Origin of the sequence: Nocardia aurantiaca (genome assembly GCF_009708175.1) — a bacterium.
Classification (GTDB): Bacteria; Actinomycetota; Actinomycetes; order Mycobacteriales; family Mycobacteriaceae; genus Nocardia; species Nocardia aurantiaca.
The window spans coordinates 63,725-81,319 of record NZ_WMBB01000014.1; the positions used below are offsets into that span (position 1 = coordinate 63,725).

19 protein-coding genes are annotated in these 17,595 nt (G+C 68.5%); 8 read left to right on the forward strand and 11 right to left on the reverse strand.

The window, feature by feature from the left end; translation table 11 throughout:
- The first annotated feature begins 203 nt into the window (after window positions 1-203).
- Entirely contained in the window at window positions 204-413 is a 210-nt protein-coding gene (locus tag GLP40_RS26700) for a hypothetical protein (RefSeq protein WP_328290695.1), read from the forward strand.
- A 44-nt stretch (window positions 414-457) separates the two neighbouring features.
- On the opposite strand, the gene GLP40_RS26705 is transcribed toward GLP40_RS26700, so the two are convergent.
- Complete coding sequence (locus GLP40_RS26705) at window positions 458-1,321, reverse strand: helix-turn-helix domain-containing protein (protein WP_328290696.1); 864 nt, start codon at window positions 1,319-1,321, stop codon at window positions 458-460.
- Between the two features lie 117 nt (window positions 1,322-1,438).
- On the opposite strand from GLP40_RS26705, the gene GLP40_RS26710 reads away from it, so the two are divergent.
- Window positions 1,439-1,840, forward strand: coding sequence for a GlcG/HbpS family heme-binding protein (locus GLP40_RS26710; RefSeq protein ID WP_154790774.1), 402 nt, complete (start codon window positions 1,439-1,441; stop codon window positions 1,838-1,840).
- Between the two features lie 132 nt (window positions 1,841-1,972).
- Here the strand turns inward: GLP40_RS26710 and GLP40_RS26715 are convergent, their stop codons facing one another.
- The 8 genes from GLP40_RS26715 to GLP40_RS26750 form a co-directional block, all read right to left on the reverse strand.
- Entirely contained in the window at window positions 1,973-2,575 is a 603-nt protein-coding gene (locus tag GLP40_RS26715; protein WP_328290697.1) for a GNAT family N-acetyltransferase, read from the reverse strand.
- On the reverse strand, window positions 2,542-2,880 hold the full coding sequence (locus GLP40_RS34600; RefSeq protein ID WP_154790775.1) for a DegT/DnrJ/EryC1/StrS family aminotransferase: 339 nt from the start codon (window positions 2,878-2,880) through the stop codon (window positions 2,542-2,544). Before GLP40_RS34600 ends, GLP40_RS26715 begins: the two co-directional genes overlap by 34 nt.
- A gap of 232 nt (window positions 2,881-3,112) precedes the next feature.
- Window positions 3,113-3,709, reverse strand: coding sequence for a GTP-binding protein (locus GLP40_RS26725; protein WP_154790776.1), 597 nt, complete (start codon window positions 3,707-3,709; stop codon window positions 3,113-3,115).
- Complete coding sequence (locus GLP40_RS26730) at window positions 3,684-4,031, reverse strand: DUF742 domain-containing protein (RefSeq protein ID WP_154790777.1); 348 nt, start codon at window positions 4,029-4,031, stop codon at window positions 3,684-3,686. Before GLP40_RS26730 ends, GLP40_RS26725 begins: the two co-directional genes overlap by 26 nt.
- Entirely contained in the window at window positions 4,028-4,462 is a 435-nt protein-coding gene (locus GLP40_RS26735; RefSeq protein WP_328290698.1) for a roadblock/LC7 domain-containing protein, read from the reverse strand. Before GLP40_RS26735 ends, GLP40_RS26730 begins: the two co-directional genes overlap by 4 nt.
- The gene (locus tag GLP40_RS33380) at window positions 4,459-5,988 is read right to left on the reverse strand and encodes a sensor histidine kinase (protein WP_196054809.1); all 1,530 of its coding nucleotides are present in this window, start codon (window positions 5,986-5,988) and stop codon (window positions 4,459-4,461) included. The genes GLP40_RS26735 and GLP40_RS33380 overlap by 4 nt, the downstream gene beginning before the upstream one ends.
- 596 nt (window positions 5,989-6,584) lie before the next feature.
- Window positions 6,585-6,998, reverse strand: coding sequence for a helix-turn-helix domain-containing protein (locus GLP40_RS26745; protein WP_328290725.1), 414 nt, complete (start codon window positions 6,996-6,998; stop codon window positions 6,585-6,587).
- Between the two features lie 146 nt (window positions 6,999-7,144).
- Window positions 7,145-7,858 carry an RNA polymerase sigma factor gene (locus tag GLP40_RS26750; protein ID WP_154790780.1) on the reverse strand — a complete coding sequence of 238 codons (714 nt, stop codon included), beginning with the start codon at window positions 7,856-7,858 and terminating at the stop codon, window positions 7,145-7,147.
- Between the two features lie 153 nt (window positions 7,859-8,011).
- On the opposite strand from GLP40_RS26750, the gene GLP40_RS33385 reads away from it, so the two are divergent.
- The 3 genes from GLP40_RS33385 to GLP40_RS26765 all read left to right on the forward strand — a co-directional run bounded on the left by GLP40_RS33385 (window position 8,012) and on the right by GLP40_RS26765 (window position 12,037).
- Window positions 8,012-8,560, forward strand: a complete 549-nt coding sequence (locus GLP40_RS33385) for a hypothetical protein (RefSeq protein WP_196054810.1) — start codon at window positions 8,012-8,014, stop codon at window positions 8,558-8,560.
- 448 nt (window positions 8,561-9,008) lie between these two features.
- A complete protein-coding gene (locus GLP40_RS26760) occupies window positions 9,009-10,334 on the forward strand; it encodes a family 1 glycosylhydrolase (RefSeq protein WP_154790781.1) in 1,326 nt (441 codons plus the stop codon).
- Window positions 10,335-10,675: 341 nt separating this feature from the next.
- Entirely contained in the window at window positions 10,676-12,037 is a 1,362-nt protein-coding gene (locus GLP40_RS26765) for a family 1 glycosylhydrolase (protein WP_154790782.1), read from the forward strand.
- 19 nt (window positions 12,038-12,056) lie between these two features.
- Here the strand turns inward: GLP40_RS26765 and GLP40_RS26770 are convergent, their stop codons facing one another.
- Window positions 12,057-12,734: a MerR family transcriptional regulator gene (locus GLP40_RS26770; RefSeq protein WP_328290699.1), complete on the reverse strand. Its 678-nt coding sequence runs from the start codon at window positions 12,732-12,734 to the stop codon at window positions 12,057-12,059.
- A gap of 95 nt (window positions 12,735-12,829) precedes the next feature.
- Here GLP40_RS26770 and GLP40_RS26775 point away from each other — a divergent pair, with 95 nt between their 5' ends.
- Window positions 12,830-14,560 (forward strand): GMC oxidoreductase, encoded by a 1,731-nt coding sequence (locus GLP40_RS26775; RefSeq protein WP_154790784.1) that lies wholly within the window; start codon window positions 12,830-12,832, stop codon window positions 14,558-14,560.
- A 387-nt stretch (window positions 14,561-14,947) separates the two neighbouring features.
- Here the strand turns inward: GLP40_RS26775 and GLP40_RS26780 are convergent, their stop codons facing one another.
- Entirely contained in the window at window positions 14,948-15,406 is a 459-nt protein-coding gene (locus GLP40_RS26780) for a hypothetical protein (RefSeq protein ID WP_328290700.1), read from the reverse strand.
- Between the two features lie 239 nt (window positions 15,407-15,645).
- Between GLP40_RS26780 and GLP40_RS26785 the strand changes: the two genes are divergently transcribed.
- Window positions 15,646-16,188 (forward strand): DUF2599 domain-containing protein, encoded by a 543-nt coding sequence (locus GLP40_RS26785; protein ID WP_230329978.1) that lies wholly within the window; start codon window positions 15,646-15,648, stop codon window positions 16,186-16,188.
- 128 nt (window positions 16,189-16,316) lie between these two features.
- On the forward strand, window positions 16,317-17,594 hold the full coding sequence (locus GLP40_RS26790; protein WP_328290701.1) for an aminotransferase class V-fold PLP-dependent enzyme: 1,278 nt from the start codon (window positions 16,317-16,319) through the stop codon (window positions 17,592-17,594).
- The last annotated feature ends 1 nt before the right edge of the window (window position 17,595 follow it).

Here is a 17,595-nt window from a genome sequence, read left to right on the forward strand (position 1 = left end):
CTTGCGCATCTGGCGCAATCCCGCCGCGGGTGTCCACCGCCACATGACCAATTGTTCGCGGCCGACCGAGGTATGCGCGATCTCGCGACGACTGCGGCCCAGTGCCCCGCTACTCGGACACGACTCCTCCTTCGTGCCGGGGCAGCCTACCGACCTCGGCCTGCCGCGACACGGGATCCACAGCCTTGGATTACTGTGGCAGCGTGGGCTTTACAGAATATGGGCCGGGCGACGTCGTCTACTTCCCCGAGGGGCCGTTCAGCGCAGTCTGCGCCGTCGTGCGCGCAGTGGACCCTCGCCGCGAAGAACTACGCATCGATTTCGGCGAGGACCTGGTCCACCGCGAGGGCAACGTCCTCCGCGAACGCCGCCACACCTTCACCGTCCAGTTCGACGAGGTTGAACTCGTCTAGGCAGAGCTCGAGCGAGCTCGATCACTGATTCGAACAAATCTGTACTACATGCCGTCGTGTTCGGCTTCGGGTGTCGGGCGAAGGACCGGCGCATCGGCGTTCCAGGAGCTCAGGATTCGCAGTGCCTCGTGGCTCGGAGACCCCTCGGGCGCGGTATAGGCAAGCATGGTCTGGTCCTGGGCCGTGAGCACTTGTAGCACTTGCCAATCCAACTCGAGCTCGCCGACCACCGGGTGCCGCAGATGTTTGCGCCCGCCCGCCAGCGTGCGCACCCCGTGTCCACCCCACCAGCGCCGGAAGTCGGCATCGTGCACCGACAACTCTCCCACCAATCGTGTGAGCCGAGGATCGCCGGGCGCGCGAGCGGCGGCCATGCGCAAACGGTCGACGGCTTCGGCGGCGACCTGATGCCAGTTCACGAAGAGCCCGCGAATCCGTGGTTCCAGGAAGACCATTCGCACCAATGCCCGCTGAGCCACGGGTATCTCGGCGAAATCCAGGAACAGCGCGGCCGCGCCGGCATTCCACGCCAGGACGTCGGTGCGCGGTCCAAGGACCAAGGCCGGAGCAGTCAGTGCCGCGAGCAGATCCCGCAGCGGCGCACCGACTTCCGGCTCGTCGTATCGCCCGCGCCGGGGCCGCGTCTGCACCAGCATGCGCAGATATTCGTGTTCCGCCGCCGTGAGCCGCAGCGCCCGCGCGATCCCCGCCAACAGATTCTCCGAGGCCGCTGACACCCGGCCCTGCTCCAAACGCGTGTAGTGATCGACACTCACCGAGGCCAGCAATGCTACCTCCTCGCGTCGCAGCCCGGGCACCCGGCGTGGATTCCCCACGGCGGGCAAACCGACCGCCTCGGGAGAAACGGCCGCCCGCTTGGCCTTCAGGAATTCGCCGAGCTCACTCACGCGCTTCAGTGTGGCACTGCCGCGTGTCCGGTTCCTGGTGGTGCCATCCCCAGGAATGGCGTCTCCCGCTACAACGCCTCCTGGTTGCGCCCGCTCGTCGTGCCGAGGCTGAATGCCATGACAACGCTTTCCATGGACACCGCGGCAAGGCTCGCCGATGCCGGTCACAAGGCCGCCGCCGCCCTCGATGTCCGCATGAACATCGCCATCGTCGATCAGGCCGGACACCTCTTGCACTTCAGCCGGAAAGAGGACGCTCTACTCGGCTGCATCGATCTGGCCCAGCGAAAAGCCAAGACCGCCATCCTTTTTCGCATGCCCACCGCGGCGCTCGGTGAGATTTCCCGCCCCGACGGCCCGATCTACGGCATCGAGTGGAGCAATGGCGGCCTGATCTCCTTCGGCGGCGGACTCCCGATCACCGACACCGAGGGTCGTGTCGTCGGCGCGGTCGGCGTCTCCGGCGGTACGGCTGATCAGGATGTCGAGATCGCCCGGGCCTGCCTGGCCGCCCTCTGATCCAACCGGAATATGCCCGAAAGGGGCAATGGCAGCCGACGCTCGGTCAGGTGACGCCCGGCAACCGTCGGGGGGCTTGTCGCCGGAGCCGGGCCCGGGAGGACCAGGGGCGGCATGGGTCCAGGGGTGCGGTCAGCGGGTTGTCGCGGTGAGTAGGTGGGGGCGGAGGGTGGGCCATTCGGGGGCGAGGATGGAGTAGTAGGCGGAGTCGCGGATGGTGGCGTCGGCGCCGGCGAAGTCGGCTCGCAGGATTCCGTCGAGGGTGGCGCCGAGGCGTTCGATTGCCTGGCGGGAGCGGACGTTGCGGACGTCGGTGCGGAAGCGGACTCGGTGGACCCGCCAGGTGATGAAGGCGTGGTCGAGCATCAGGAGTTTGGCTTCGCGGTTGGCGCCGGTGCGTTGGGCGGAGTATGCCAGCCAGGTGGAGCCGATTTCGACGGCGTCGGGGATTTCGGGGGCGGAGGCGCGGTGGGGCCAGGGCCACTGCTCGAGGTGGAAGCTGGTGGTGCCGATGACTGTGCCGGAGTCGGACCAGCGGATCACCAGTGGGAGTTGGCGGTTGGCGGTGGCGGCAGCGAGGGCTTGGTCGGCCCAGCGCCGCATGCCCTCGATGTCGCGGGGGACGTGGGCGTGGGTGTAGGAGATGCGCGATTCGGCGGCTGCGGCGGTCAGCGCGGCGACGTCATCCAGGCAGAGCTCGGTCAGCTCGACGATCTTCCCTGATAATGCGAACACCGCAATCCCCCCTGAGCCGCTGTCCCACAAGACTTCTCATCGCTGCCAGCGAGACTACAACCCCCGAGATCCGACGGGTCGAGCGCCCCCGCTGTGGGGAGGCCTCCGGTGGCGGGGTCGACATCGACCAGCACAGGAACCGCTCCCACGCGCAGCACCGCGGTCGCCGCGGCGGCCCAGGACATGGCGGGCACGATCAGCTCGTCCTGAGGGCCGATGCCCCAGTGCCTCGCGGGTGGCCTGCAACAGCGCCTGCGACGAGGAGTCGCCGGAACTGCCGGGAGCGCGAACATCTCCTCGTCCATGAACAGGCCATGCCCGCGCACCACCACCGGCCCCGGCCACCGGTGTCGACGTGGTGGACCTCGACCGATTCGCGGCCCGCGAACGGCATTCCGAAATCCCTTCGCTTCACCTTGCGGGGATCGCTCACCGTACAGCGATTCCGCGCCGGATGGATGGCGTTGCAAGAAGCGTCACGTGGTCGGTCAGCCCGGGTCTTCCACCACGAATTATGTTGTGCCTGTCGAAGTACGGCTAGACGCGCGGCTCCAGCAGATACTCGACCAGCGTGATGAGCGATTGCAGGCAGGGATTGCGATCGCGGGCGTCCAGGCGCATGAGCGGCGTGCCCTGATCGAGGTCGAGGGCATCGCGGACCTCGTCGAGCGGATACTTCGGCGCGCCCTCGAAATCATTGACGGCCACCGCATACGGGACGCCGCGCTCTTCCAGGATGGACAGCGATTCGTCGGCCTTCTCGAGCCGTCGCGTGTCGACCAGGACAAGCGCGCCCAGTGCGCCGACAGCCAGATCCTCCCATATGGGCACGAAGCGGCGTTGGCCGGGCGTGCCGAACAGGTACAGGGCCAGGCGGGGATTCAGGGTGATGCGGCCGAAGTCCATGGCGACCGTGGTGGTCGTCTTGCCCGGCAGGCCGGCCATATCGTCGACGCCGACGCTGGCCTCGGTGATCGTCTCCTCGGTGCGCAGCGGCCGGATCTCCGACACACTGCCCACGAACGTGGTCTTCCCGACGCCGAAATTCCCTGCCACCAGCAACTTCACGGTGCGGGTGACAGTATCCGGCACATAGTCGACGACGCGCTCATGCGGAGAGAGCGCGGAGTCCATCGAGTACCTCCTCCAAGAGGGCTTTACCCGGCAGCGCTTCCACCGGGGTCGGGACGGCCAGATGACCGCTGTCCAGCAGATCCGCCACCAGGATCTTCACGACCGAAGGTGGCAGGTCCAGATAGGCCGCCAACTCGGCCAGCGTCAGGACCCCGCGCCGGGCGAGCTGCAGTATGCGGCGGGCGTCCGCAGACGCGCCGGGGGCCGCATCGGCCACCGCGACAACCAGACTGACCAGATCCAGCGCCCGCGTGGGGCGCGATCGGCCGCCGGTGCGCACGTACGCCCGGACGAGATCGGGATCGCGCCGCGGCCGGCTCATGAGCGCGGCAGGTCCGCCCTGGTCCGCGACATACTGCCGAGCTCCCGCCCGACCCGCACGGCCAGTTCGTTCATGCGGTGCGCGACCAGGCTGACATCCACGTCCTGGGTGGTCGAGACACCCAGCAGCGCACCGGCCCCGGCGGCGGTGATGAAGATCATCCCCTCGGCGTACTCGGTCATGTTCTGGCGCACCGCGTTGTCGGCGGTGCCGCCGCAGAATTCGGCCAGCGCCTTGCCCAGGGCCCGCAGGCCCGAGGCGGCCGCGGCGAACCGCTCGGCGTCGTCGATGCTCACGCCACCGGTGTGCGCGATGCGCAGGCCGTCCTCGGATAGCAAGACCGCGAATCGGACCCCCGGCGCTTCGAGATCGTCGAGCAACCAGGCCAGCCGGTTGGTGTCACTGACGGCCGTCGCGGGCGTACCGGTCACGATGTCATCCCTTCGGAGTGCTCGAACGCGGCCGCTCGACCGCGTTGGGAGCCGCTGTACCAGGCAGCGGCGATATCGGGTCGCGCGGATGTCGGATCCACCGCGACCGGGCGCACGGGTGCCGCGACGGACACCGTCGCCGAACGGCGGCGGCGCTTGGGCAGGCCGCCGGCAGTGAGGTCTTGAGGCACCGAATCCATGGACACCACCGTGGGTTCCGGGTCGGGTGCCGGAATCCGGGCGGGCGCCGGCACGGGGGTCGGGGCGGCAACGGTCATCGGCGTCGGGGCGGGCGCGGCCAGCAGGGTCTCGGGGATGAAGACCATGGCTCGCATGCCGCCGTACATATTGGGGCCGTCGATGTAGACGGAGAACCCGTAGCGGCGCGACAGCGCGGCCACACCGGGGAAGCCGACGCGCGGCGTGGGGCCCAGGGCGTGGATGTCGACGACCTGATCGCCCGCGAGCACACGGCGGGTCTCCTCCAATTGTTCCGGGTTCATCCGGACACCCGCGTCGTCGATGATCACCGTGACGCCGTGGTGGCCCTCCTGGAAACCGATGTCCACGAACGAGGTCGGCGGCGAGTAGCGCAGCGCGTTGTCGAGCAGGGTCGCGATGGTGTGCACCAGCGGTTCGACCACGCGACTGACGACCGGGCGGTCCAGTTCGGTCGCGCGCACCCGGGTGTAGTCGCGCACGCGGCCGGTGGCGCCGCCCACCACGTCGGTGAGGGTCTGCTGCGGCCAGCGGCGACCGGGCAGCCCACCACAGACGATCACGTAGGACTGGGCCTGGCGGATCATCTGCTGGACGGAATGGTCGATGCGGGTAAGGGTTTCGAAGGTCTCGTCATTGCGATGCTGGCGCAGCGCGGCACTCAGCACCTGGCTGACGTCGGCGCCCAAGCTGACCACCGAGGCGCCGAAGGCGCGCACCGCGGCCGAGGTGGCCTCACGCGCGGAGTCCTCCACCTGCGCGCGGGCGCTGTCGGCGGCCTCGGCGACCGCGTTGCGCGAGGCCTCCGTGGCCTGCGCGATGGCCACGCGAGCGGCCTCCTCGGCCTGGGAGATGGCCAACTGGGCCATCTCCTCGGCCTGCGCCACGGCGGTCTCCCGCTCGGATTGGGCCTGCGCTATCGCGAGCTGGGTCTCGGTCTCGGCCTCGCGGCGGACCAGCTCGCGGGTCTCGGCGGCGACCTTCTGAAGCTCCTCGCCGCAACGGGCGGTCCACTGCCACACGAGGTCCGCGATGCGTGACTGCTCCAGCACGACCGGCAGGTCCACGGTGGGGTTGTCCGGGTCCGAGCGGCGCACGGCCGCGCCGATGGCGGGCACGACCTTCTCGGTCAGGTTCACGATCATGTCCTCGACCGCGACATCGCGTTGGGCCTGCTCCTCGCGCAGTGCGGCTATCCGCCTGCGTTCGGCGCGAACGGCCCGCCACAGAAACAGCAGCCCGGCCACGGTGAGTACGAGCGTGGCGGCGAGAACCCAGGAAAGCAGCACGGCGTTGTCTTGATTCATCAATTCTCTTGTCGTCCGGCCGATCCTGAAATCGGCGGAGCCACCATAGCAGAATCCTCTGTCTCCCCTAACCTTTCGGTATCTCCGAGCAAACCGCAACTCGGAGGTTCTGCTGCTCACCGCATCTCATCGCGCTTGCAGCCCGAACCCTCGCCGCGGACGAACGCGCTCGCCGGGTCGGCCCGAACCCGTGGTCCACACCCCGACAGTTGGTCAACCGACCACGAGTGTGGTTTGCCGTCGCGCGTGACCCCGGCCGCGTTTCCCCTGTGCTTGCCTCGCACTGCCCCGCCAGCAACTTCCCCGCTCCCGTGCTCGCGCCGCCTCCGACCTATCTTCGCGGCTGAGTCCCGCATTGGGAAAGGAGGCCAAAACCTCTAGGTGGATGATGTCGAATGGGTTCCCCTGTCCTGACTGCACCGGTTCTCAGCCTCTCCGGTACGGCAGATCATCAGGCTCGGCGGCCGGGCCGCACGAATGCCGGGACCGAAGCGGCCGCGATGCCGGTGAAGAAGTCGGAGAGCATGTGCTCCAGCGCTTTCGCGGACCACGTCATCGCAACATATTTCCTGTCTCCAGCGCGGCCGGGTGCGGATTCACTCGGTGCCGCCGGTGCCCACCTCGGGCAGTCCCTCGGCGATGCGGAGCCGATTTGCCATGGTGGTCAGCAGGTTCTGGGATTCCTCGCTGAGATCGAACGCCCGCGTGCACAGTTTGCGCAGGCCGTAGAACTGCAGGCGGGTGAGCAGGTCGAAGTCTTGGCCGGCGGTGTACGTCTCGTCGGCGAAATAGTCGGGGCGCACCCGGAAGTAGCGGGCCAGGGCGGCGATCGTCTCGCGGGAGGGGTCGGTGCGCAGTCCGGAGCGCAACTGGCTGAGATAGGGCTTGGAGATGGGGTGCCCCCAGGCGGTGAGCTGGGCGGCCACCTCGGAGTTGGTGTGCGCGCGTGCTCCGGGCGCGTTCCCGGTCTCGAAGAGCGCGTCGAGGCGCGTCGAGAAGGCGGACTGCACCGTGGGCGCCGGGGGTCGGGTGGCGTGGAGTTCGGCCGCCCGGTGCGGAGTACGGGCGTAGAGCCGTCGCAGCGCGGGCTCGTTCAGTGAGGACCGTTCGAGCAGCTCCGCAACGCGCGCCACCGGGTCGGGGGCGTCGTCGCGGCTCATTCGGCCACCTCCTTACCGTCGAGGCCGGTCATCCAGCCGTGATCGCCTTTCAATCGGGCCCAGCGCACTTCGACCGCCTGCACGGACGGGAAGTCGAACAGGTGCTGGATTTCGCGGTCGGTCAGGCCCACGGCCCTGCCCCACACCAGGCCGCGGTCGCGGTCGCTCAGGCCGGCGAGACGGCTGCGGAAGGCCAGCCGGTCCACCACCGAACCGGCGATATCAGCGGTGGAGGCCAAAACCTCCGTCTGGTCCGGGCCGTCCTCGCTCACGATGGTTACCGAGGACGCGGCCTGGAACTGGTAGAGGTCGCCGGTGCGTCGGCTGCGGCGGAAGCGCTCGACGAAGGCCAGTACGCACGCGCCGATGAAGTAGCTGCCGAGGCTCAGACCGCCGTCGGCGTTCCAGCCGTCGCCGTCGCGGGCATTGCGGCGGAAGCGTTCCAGCGCGCGGGTGATGGTCTCCTGCACGAAGTCCTCGGCGAAGCGGGCCTCCACCAGCAACCGCTCCTGCGGAGTCGGGCGCAGCGGCATGCGTTCGTGCTCGGCGACGGAGAAAATCCAGCCGCTGCGCACCCACGGCCCCAGTACCGCCAATGCGTGGCGAACCAGCTTGTCCGCCAGCAGTTTCCAGGTCGGCCCCTCGAATCCGGCCTTGCGGACCAGCTCGAACAGCTCATACTCGACCGCGCATCTCTCGGAATCGGTCATGTTGTCGGTGTCCTCACCCTGCACCTCCTGATCACTGATGAACACGTTATAGCGGCGGCAAACACACCGCCCCCCTTTCAGCTAATGACCAGTATCCGCGAGCGTGTAAATCGTTCCTTGACAAGGGGTTTGACGTAAAGGCAGCATTTACATATGAGCGATCCTCAGCCCAGAGACACCGCCGACGAACGTGCTGTTCTGGCAAAACTGTTGTCAACCAATGCCGAATTCGTCGCCGAGGTGCTGCGCCCTGGCGACGGTAGATCCGCTCCCGCGGTGATGGCGGCCCTGCGCGCGGCGCGCAGCCTCGACGGCGTCGTCGACGACGTGCTGCGCTCGCTGGTTCGCCAGGCCCGCGACGAGGGCCGCACCTGGGCCGAGATCGGCGAAATCTTCGGCACCTCACGCCAAGCCGCGTTCCAGCGCTTCGGCGGCGGCCCGGCGACCGGCATCCCGATTCCACCGATTCCACCCCTGCCGGAAATGCCACACCTGCCGGAAATGCCGCCGCTGCCCGAGATGCCGCCCATGCCGGAGGTGCCCGAGTGGATGAAATTCCCCGGCATGCCGAAGATTCCGGGCCCGCCCTTCGGCGGCCCCGACCACCCCGGCGGTCCGCACGGGCACCCGGGCGGGCCCGGTCCGCACGGCCCGGGCGGAGGCCCTGGTCCGGACCCCCGGTGCGACGAATCCGGCGCGTGAGAACGGAGGCCGGGCCGGACATCGAGCCCCTGCGCGTCCGCCCTGATCGCGCCCGCCGACGACTCCTCACCACCGCACGCCGGCGCTACGCCGAGGACCGGCTCGCCGACGCCGTGTCGGCGGGCGCTCGCCAGATCCCGCTGTTCGGCACGCCCTCGAGACCTTCCCGCCCACAATCCTTACCGCGAGGTCAACGTCTTCCGCGTCACACCGATGGTCCGCGAATCCGACGCACCCACAGCACATTCGGATCGATTGCGGGGCAACGCGCGATTTCATGGGGTGGGTGGTGTGGTGCCGGAGGAGGTGGACGGGGGCGGGTTGGCCTCGCGCTATTCGGTGACGCGCCCGGTTCGGCTGATTCGATGGAACCTCGACCGGCGTGGGCGCGCGTCGGCGATAATGCTGATCGCCTGCCCAATCCGCTGTCCGCCGGATGAGGAGCCCCATGCGCGCGTACACCCGCCGCCATGTCGTCGCCGCCGTGGCCTTCGCCACGGTCACCCTGCTGGCAAGCGCCGCCCCGACCACCGCGGGGCCCGCTCCGGCAAGCCTGCCCGACCTGGGCGCGGACTTCCACTGGGGCGTGGCCGCGGCGGGATTCCAGAACGAAGGCCATGCGCCCGACAGCAATTGGCGACGCTACGTGGGCACCCACCCCGACTACGACCGCTACGGCGATAGCGTCGACTTCTACGACCGCTACGCCTCCGATATCGCGCTGGCCGGAAATCTCGGGGTGAACACCTACCGGCTCAGTGTCGAGTGGGCACGGGTGCAACCCGAGCCCGGGGTGTGGGACGAGGACGGATTCGCGTTCTACGACAAAGTGATCGCGGCGATCCGGACAGCGGGGATGCGGCCGATGATCACCCTGGACCACTGGGTGTATCCGGGCTGGGAGGCCGATCGCGGCGGCTGGGCCAATCCGGGCATGGTGGAGGACTGGCTGACCGCCATGCGCACGGTGGTGGACCGGTACGCGGGCACGGACCCGATGTGGGTGACCATCAACGAGCCCTTCGCCTACATCATGAACGAGGTCCGCAACGGTGGCCTGCCGGCCACCGACGTGCCGACCATGCAGGCGCGGCTGGCGCAGGCGCACAACAGCATCTACGACTACATCCACGCCCGCCAGCCCGGCGCCATGGTGACCAGCAATGTCGCCTACGTGCCCGCCGCGGACCCGATCGCCAACGGCGGCATGCTCGACGCCATCGCCGCCAGGCTGGACTTCGTCGGCATCGATTACTACTACGGCCTGTCCCCGGGCACGGCCGCCGAGTACGCCAACTTCGCCTCCTCGGCGTTGTGGAAGCTGCCGTTGCAGGCCGAAGGCATCTACTACACGCTGCGCCACTTCGCCCAGCGGTTCCCCGGCAAGCCGCTCTACATCGTGGAGAACGGCCTACCCACCGAGAACGGCGCGCCCCGCGCGGACGGTTACTCCCGTGTCGACGACCTGCGCGACACCGTCTACTGGGTGCAGCGTGCCAAGGCCGACGGTATGAACATCGTCGGCTACAACTACTGGAGCCTCACCGACAATGACGAGTGGGGTTCCTACACACCACGTTTCGGCCTCTACACCGTCGATGTGCTCACCGACCCGAGCCTGACCCGCCGCCCCACCGACGCCGTGGACGCCTATCGCGCCATCACCCGCGACGCCGGTGTGCCCGCCGACTACCTTCCGACCCGTCCACCCGCGACCTGCTCGCTGGTGGACGCCGTCGACAGCTGCGTCGACCCGGTCACGCTGCCGCGCTAGACCGAGCCCGTCCGATCTCGAGGTCTGGACCTACCACCTTCTCTGGTTGTTTGCACCGGACTGTGACTCCTCCTCCTGGAACCGCTTGGGCCACACGCCGGAACGACTCGCACGGCAGGCGCGAGCCGACCCGGACCGACACCGGCCGATTCGCGCGAGCGGGCGAAGCCGCTGGTGAGCACCTCGACCCGGTTTTCCGGTCCGGGAAACCCGGTGCCGACCGGCAGGCCGGGAGATCTGTCGCAGACCGTGACACGCCCGCCGCTGCGCCGGATTTCAGCTAATGGGCAGCTACGCTCCGTTTCGGGACATTCCGACCCAGTCCCGGAGGAGGAGCCCCGATGCGCCGACGTCTGCACCGCCTCGTCCTGGCCGGGCTCGCCACCGCCGCGGCCTTGCTTCCGGTGGTGAGCGTCGCCCATGCCACCCCTGCCACGCCTCCGGCCTCGGGCGCACGCGGAAGCCTGGGCCCGGACTTCCTGTGGGGTGTGGCCGCCTCGGGATTCCAGTCCGAGGGCCATGCGCCCGACAGCAACTGGATGCGTTACATCGACGCCAATCCCGGCTGGGACCGTTACGGCAACGCCATCGATTTCCGCTCCCGCTACCCCGGTGACATCGCCCTGGCCGCGAGCCTGGGGTCGAAGGTGTTCCGCATCGGCATCGAGTGGGCGCGGCTGCAGCCCGAGCCCGGGGTGTGGGATGAGGACGGATTCGCCTTCTACGACCGGGTCATCGACGACATCGTGGCCAATGGCATGGAACCCATGCTGACACTGGACCATTGGGTGTATCCGGGCTGGGAGGCCGATCGCGGCGGCTGGCGCAATCCGGACATGGTGGAGGATTGGCTGGCCAATGCCCGCACGGTGGTCGACCGCTACGCCGCGCGAAATCCGGTATGGGTCACGGTGAACGAGCCGGTCGCCTACATCATGCACGAGGTGCGCCAGAACGACACCGACGCCGACGAGATGCTCGACCGGGTCGCCCAGGTGCACAACGAGATCTACGACTACATCCACCAGGTGCAGCCCAAGGCCCTGGTCACCAGCAATGTCGGATATGTGGCGGGGGCGGAGTCGCAGGTCAACGGGCCACTGATGGAGCGCATCGGCGACAAGCTGGACTTCATCGGCGTGGACTACTACTTCGGCTACGAGCCGCCCGAGTCGAATGCCGTCAACCTGCCCGGCGGTTCGTCCGCGCCGCCGACCGGGATGTGGGATCTGCCCATCCGACCCGAGGGCATCTACTATGCGCTGCAACACTATTCGCGCCAGTTCCCGGGCAAGCCGCTGTGGGTTGTGGAGAACGGCATGCCCACCGAGAACGGCAAGCCGCGCGCCGACGGGTATACGCGCTCGGATCATCTGCGCGATACCGTCTACTGGTTGCAGCGTGCCAAGGCCGACGGTATGAACATCGTCGGCTACAACTACTGGAGCCTCACCGACAATTACGAGTGGGGTTCCTACACACCACGTTTCGGCCTCTACACCGTCGATGTGCTCACCGACCCGAGCCTGACCCGCCGCCCCACCGACGCCGTGGACACCTACCGTCAGATCATCACCGCGAGCGGCGTCCCGTCGGGTTACGAGCCGGTGCGCCTACCATCGGACTGCCATCTGGTGGATCCGCCCGCCAGCTGCGACTCCCCCGTCACCGTCCCGAGCGCGGCCGCCGCCCCGGCACCCTGACGCGCCGCCGCGGCGGGGCTCAGCGGTCGAGTTCGCGCACCGCGCGTTCGATCTCCTCCACCAGGGTGGCCCCGCCGACCTCGCGGGCCGCGGCCCGGAACCGGTCGCGGAAGCGGTCGAGGTCCAGGTCCAGGCCCTCGCCGCTGTACTCCGCGCCTGACGCCTCGCGGATGACGCGGATCATCTCATCGGCCAGGACGGCGATATGGGTGCGGATCAGCTTGCGCAGCACGCCCGACAGGGCGATGTCGGTGCCGACGTCATAGAGGATGAGCGCACCGGTGAGCATGGCCGGTTCGGGCACCCGCCAGCGCTCGCCGACGGGTTCGAGGTATCCGGCGGCGCGCAGATCGTCGAGGATCTCGGGGCGGCGATCGCCCAACAATTCGGTCAGGGCGTCGTCGTCGAGGATCGTGCCGCTGTCGGGTTCGCCGCTGTAACGCGGATCGAAGACCTCGCGCCAGTCCCCGTCTCCGGGCACCTCCGCCTCGAACACCTCGCGGATCGCGTCCAGGCGCAGCCCACGCGCCTGCATGGCGGTGATGGCGCGCAGCCGTTCCAGGTGTTCGGGACTGTAGACCGCCTCCTTGCCGGCCCGGCCGGGCTTGGGCAGCACGCCGACCGAGTGGTAATAGCGGATGGTGCGGGCGGCCACACCGCTGAGTTCGGCCAGCTGCAGACGGCTGTAACGATCCACGCGAACAGCATAGAGACCGGCGGACGTTGACACCCACAACTGTCCGCGTTAGCGTAACCGGCGCCACACTGTCGACGACGACATAGGGAGAGTCCATGACCCAACGCGACACCGATTTCGACGTGCTCATCGTCGGGTCCGGATTCGGCGGCAGTGTGAGCGCACTGCGCCTGACCGAGAAGGGCTACCGTGTCGGCGTGCTCGAGGCCGGTCGGCGCTTCACCGACGACCAGCTCCCGGACACCAGCTGGGACCTGCGCAAGTTCCTGTGGGCGCCGAAGCTGGGCTGCTTCGGCATTCAGCGCATCCATCCGTTGCGCAATGTACTGATCCTCGCGGGCGCGGGCGTGGGCGGCGGCTCGCTCAACTACGCCAATACCCTCTACGTGCCACCGGCGCCGTTCTTCCAGGACCCGCAGTGGCGCGACATCACCGACTGGCACGACGAGCTCATGCCCCACTACGAGCAGGCCCGCAAGATGCTGGGCGTGGTCACCAACCCGCACATGACCCCGGCCGACGAGGTGTTCAAGCAGGTCGCCGAGGACATGGGCGTGGGCGACACCTTCGTGCAGACCCCGGTCGGCGTCTTCTTCGGGAAGCCGGGCAAGACCGTTCCCGACCCGTTCTTCGGCGGCGCGGGCCCGGAGCGCACCGGCTGCATCGAATGCGGCGAGTGCATGACCGGCTGCCGCCACAACGCCAAGAACACCCTGGTCAAGAACTACCTGTATCTGGCGGAAAAGGGTGGCGCGCAGGTCATCCCGATGACCACGGTCACCACTGTGCGCCCGCTGCCCGACGGCACCTGGGACGTGGAGACCGAACGCACGGGCGCGTGGCTGCGCAAGCAGCCCAAGACCTACACCGCCCGGCACGTGGTCCTGGCCGCCGGTACCCGCGGCACCCAGCAGCTGCTGTTCGCCATGCGCGACAAGGGTGTGCTGCCGCGGCTGTCGTCGCGGCTGGGCGTGCTCACCCGCACCAATTCCGAGTCCATCGTGGGCGCGGCCACTCGCACCGTGAACCCGGATATGGACTTCACCCGCGGCGTGGCCATCACCTCCTCGATCCACCCGACCCCCGACACCCATATCGAGCCGGTCCGCTACGGCAAGGGCTCCAACTCGATGGGTCTGCTGCAGACGCTGATGGTCGACGGCGGCGGCAAGATCCCGCGCTGGCTGCGGTTCCTGTGGACGGTGCTGCTGCACCCGTTGACGCTGCTGCAGTTCCTGTCGGTGAAGAACTGGAGCGAGCGGACCATCATCTCGCTGGTCATGCAGCACCTGGACAACTCGATCACGACCTATACCAAGCGTGGCCTGTTCGGCCGCAAGCTGACCTCCAAACAGGGCCACGGCGAACCGAATCCGACCTGGATCCCGGTCGGCAACCAGGTCACCCGCGCGGTCGCGGAGAAGATCGGCGGTGTCGCGGGCGGCTCCTGGGGTGAGGTGTTCAACATCCCGCTGACCGCGCATTTCCTGGGCGGCGCGGCGATCGGCGCGGACGCCGATCACGGCGTCATCGACCCCTACCACCGTGTTTACGGCTATCCGACGCTGAGCGTGGTCGACGGCGCGGCGGTCTCGGCGAATCTGGGCGTGAACCCGTCGCTGACCATCACCGCCCAGGCCGAGCGCGCGGCGGCGCTGTGGCCCAACAAGGGTGAGGCCGACACCCGCCCCTCTCAGGACGCCGGCTACAGCCGAATCGCACCCGTCGCACCGATGCGGCCGATGGTTCCCGCGACCGCCCCGGCCGCGCTGGTCCTGCCGATCGTCGAGATCCGCGGCAGCGGCACCGAATCCACGCCCGCCTGATCCTGACGGTACGACACAGGCCCGCCGGCCGATCACGACCGGCGGGCCTGTTCGCGTGGGGTCGGATCAGGTCGTGCTCATGGCTGTGGACGAAAGTGATGCCGCCATGGCGAAGTTGGGGGACATCGGCCGACCGGCCTGCCCTTCGGGGCCGGGCGGCACCGACTCGATATCGGCGCGGCTGTCGGCATGGAGGCCGACGACCAGGTAATGGGGCGGGGCCGGCGCTCTTCCCACACCCGATGGTCCACTTCGTCGGACCCGCCATCTCGAGCGCGATCGGAATGTGAGTGTTCCAGGGGTACTCGTCGAATGCGGCCGGACCCTGCGGGTCCCTGTAGAGGATCGCGGGTCGGTATATGGTCGCCGACAGTGCCGGTCGTGCGGTCAGCGGGCGTGGATGTGCGCCATCGGGGAGGTCGGGGGCGGGACGTCGCCGACGGGGGCGCGGAATTCCTGCAGCGCTGCAAGCACATCCACGTGGCGGGCGGCGTAGCAGCGCACCTGCGGCAGGGCGTGTGCGACCTCGCTGCGTTCGAGGGGTTCGGCATCGATGTAGCCGACCTGGTCCAGGCCCACGCCCAGGGTTTCGGCGATGCGGGTGATGGCCGCGGACTTGCGACCCCAGCCGACCTCGACGGCGGCGAAGCGCTCGGCCACCCCGTGTCGGCGCAATCGCTCTACCGTCCAGGCCCATTCGCCGCGGGAGGCGACAGCGTGCATCACGCCGCGCTCGTTGAGGATGCGCAGCGAGCGCGCGGCCTCGGCGCGCAGCGCTCCGGCGGTGGAATCGCACACCACCCCGTCCCACAGGGTGTTGTCGCACTCCCACACAAGCAATTTCACAGTTGCGGCGTTCATCGTTCCCCTGCCAGTCAGCAACCATCCGGTACCAAGGGTGCCGGACGGTCCCCTCTTTCACGAACCGCCCTGCGCGTGACATCGTAGGTGCTGTCTGGGCCAATGCACCAGCGCACGCTGATCCGGAACGCCGAAGTTCCTATCTACCCGCGAGTACGGTGTGCGCGTAATCGCCGCTGGTAGCGTCGGATCCGGGCGGGACGGGATCGGATGGAAAGGGGCGTATGCCCATGCGGCGGCGCTGGAAACTTGCGGGTGGCCCGCCCGTGCTCGCGCTGGCACTGGTACTGACCGGTTGTGGTGCGGCCGAGGATTCGCCACCGGTGGTGGTGAGTTCGCTGGGACCGGTGACGGCCACCGCGACACCCGCGCCCGCCAAACCCTTTCCGACCGCCGCCACCGCGCCGCTGAGCCCGCTGTCGAGCGCCGCGGCGGCGCCGAGCGTGGATCCGCTGGCCGATCAGGCGTTGATCGATCACACCGAATGGACCGACGATATCGACGGTCGCCGGTTGCGCATCTATCCGACCCAGGCCGGGCGCACCGATATATTCCCGGCGGCCGGCGAGCGCGCCTGGCAAGAGGTGCTGGCACTGGCGCCCGACGCCGACACCCCCGGCATGTACGACCAGTTCCGCTGTCACTGGGTGTGGGCGCGGGCGGTCGCACCGGACAAGACCAGCTGGAACATCGAGCCGTGGCGGCCCGCGGTGGGCTATGACGCGACGGTGGCGGCGATGTGCAATCCGGGCGGACCAGAACGCTGATCGATCCTTCGATGCGGTAACGAAGCCGTACCGACGAAACCGGTTGTCCGCGAGAATCTTCGAGCGAAACGGCAAATGTGCGTATCGTTGGTGGCGTCCAGCGCGAACTCCTGGGAGGGAGGGCACCGGTGCGCGCATCCGCACCCGCGACCTCTACGCCCACGCCGCCCGCCGCACGGGGACCGGCGCGCCCACCCGTGCGCAGGCTCTTTCCCGCGCTGAGCGAAACCTCCCACGTCTACCTGGATTCCGCATCCACCACCCAGAAGCCGCTGCCGGTGATCGGCGCGGTGCACCGCTATCACAGTGAGCGCACCGCCAACGCCGGCCGTGGCACCTACCCGTGGGCCTCCAGTCTGACCCGCCGGATCGAGGCGATCCGCGAGCGGACGGCCGAATTCCTCGGGGCCGCACCGGATGAGGTGGTGTTCACCGGCGGCTCGACGGCCGGTCTGAATGCGGTGGCGCTGTCGTGGGGGCTGACCAATCTGCGCGACGGCGACGAGATCCTCTACAGCCCACGCGATCACGCGTCGAACGTGTATCCGTGGCATCATCTGCGGCAACTGCTCGGTGGGTTCGGGCGCTCGATCCGGCTGGTGCCGTATCGGGTCACCGATCTGGGCGAGGCCGATGTCGAGGATGTGGCCGCGCGGATCACCCCGCGCACCCGGTTGATCACGGCGGGGCATCTGCACCACGTCTTCGGCGCGTTGACCACCCTGGAAGAGCTGCGCGGGCGCATCGATCCGTCGATCGCGCTGTGTTTCGACTGCAGTCAGTCCGGCGGGCATCTGCCGGTGAAGGTCGAGGAACTGGACGCGGATTTCGCGGTGTTGTCCGCGCACAAGATGTTCGGAGCCCCGGGGACGGGCGTTCTGTACTGCCGCCGCAGGCGTCACGGTGAACTGGCGCCGTTTCTGCCGGGCGGGAATTCCGCGGTGTCACTGGGTGATTCGAGACTTCTGGCCGGTCCCATGCCGCAACTGCTCGAGGGCGGCACCCAGAATATCCCCGGCATCCTCGCCCTCGGCGCGGCCCTCGATGTGCTCGACGAGCTGGGCCTGGACACCATCGCCGCCCACAATCGGGCGTTGACGCAGCGGCTGATCACGGGCCTGCGCCCTATTCCGGGGGTGGAGTTCCTGCCCGGTCCGGCGTACGCGCCGTGCGAAACCGGCTATGGGATCGTGTCTTTCACCCTGGCCGGGATCAGCGCCACCGATCTCGGGTTCGTGCTCAGTGAACTCGGGTTCCTGGTGCGCACCGGCGCGCACTGCGTGCCCGCCCACGTGGTGTCCATGGACGAGGATTCGGTACGGGTGAGCACGCACATCTACAACACCTTCGACGAGATCGACCGGTTCACCGAGTGTGTCGCCACGATTGCCGAGGAGGTCTGCTGAC

Coding starts and splice junctions, on each gene's coding strand:
- GLP40_RS26710 (WP_154790774.1), top strand. CDS start 1,439: ATGACAACGCTTTCCATGGACACCGCGGCAAGGCTCGCCGATGCCGGT.
- GLP40_RS34600 (WP_154790775.1), bottom strand. CDS start 2,880: ATGGACGAGGAGATGTTCGCGCTCCCGGCAGTTCCGGCGACTCCTCGT.
- GLP40_RS26725 (WP_154790776.1), bottom strand. CDS start 3,709: ATGGACTCCGCGCTCTCTCCGCATGAGCGCGTCGTCGACTATGTGCCG.
- GLP40_RS26730 (WP_154790777.1), bottom strand. CDS start 4,031: ATGAGCCGGCCGCGGCGCGATCCCGATCTCGTCCGGGCGTACGTGCGC.
- GLP40_RS33380 (WP_196054809.1), bottom strand. CDS start 5,988: ATGAATCAAGACAACGCCGTGCTGCTTTCCTGGGTTCTCGCCGCCACG.
- GLP40_RS26750 (WP_154790780.1), bottom strand. CDS start 7,858: ATGACCGATTCCGAGAGATGCGCGGTCGAGTATGAGCTGTTCGAGCTG.
- GLP40_RS33385 (WP_196054810.1), top strand. CDS start 8,012: ATGAGCGATCCTCAGCCCAGAGACACCGCCGACGAACGTGCTGTTCTG.
- GLP40_RS26760 (WP_154790781.1), top strand. CDS start 9,009: ATGCGCGCGTACACCCGCCGCCATGTCGTCGCCGCCGTGGCCTTCGCC.
- GLP40_RS26765 (WP_154790782.1), top strand. CDS start 10,676: ATGCGCCGACGTCTGCACCGCCTCGTCCTGGCCGGGCTCGCCACCGCC.
- GLP40_RS26775 (WP_154790784.1), top strand. CDS start 12,830: ATGACCCAACGCGACACCGATTTCGACGTGCTCATCGTCGGGTCCGGA.
- GLP40_RS26785 (WP_230329978.1), top strand. CDS start 15,646: ATGCCCATGCGGCGGCGCTGGAAACTTGCGGGTGGCCCGCCCGTGCTC.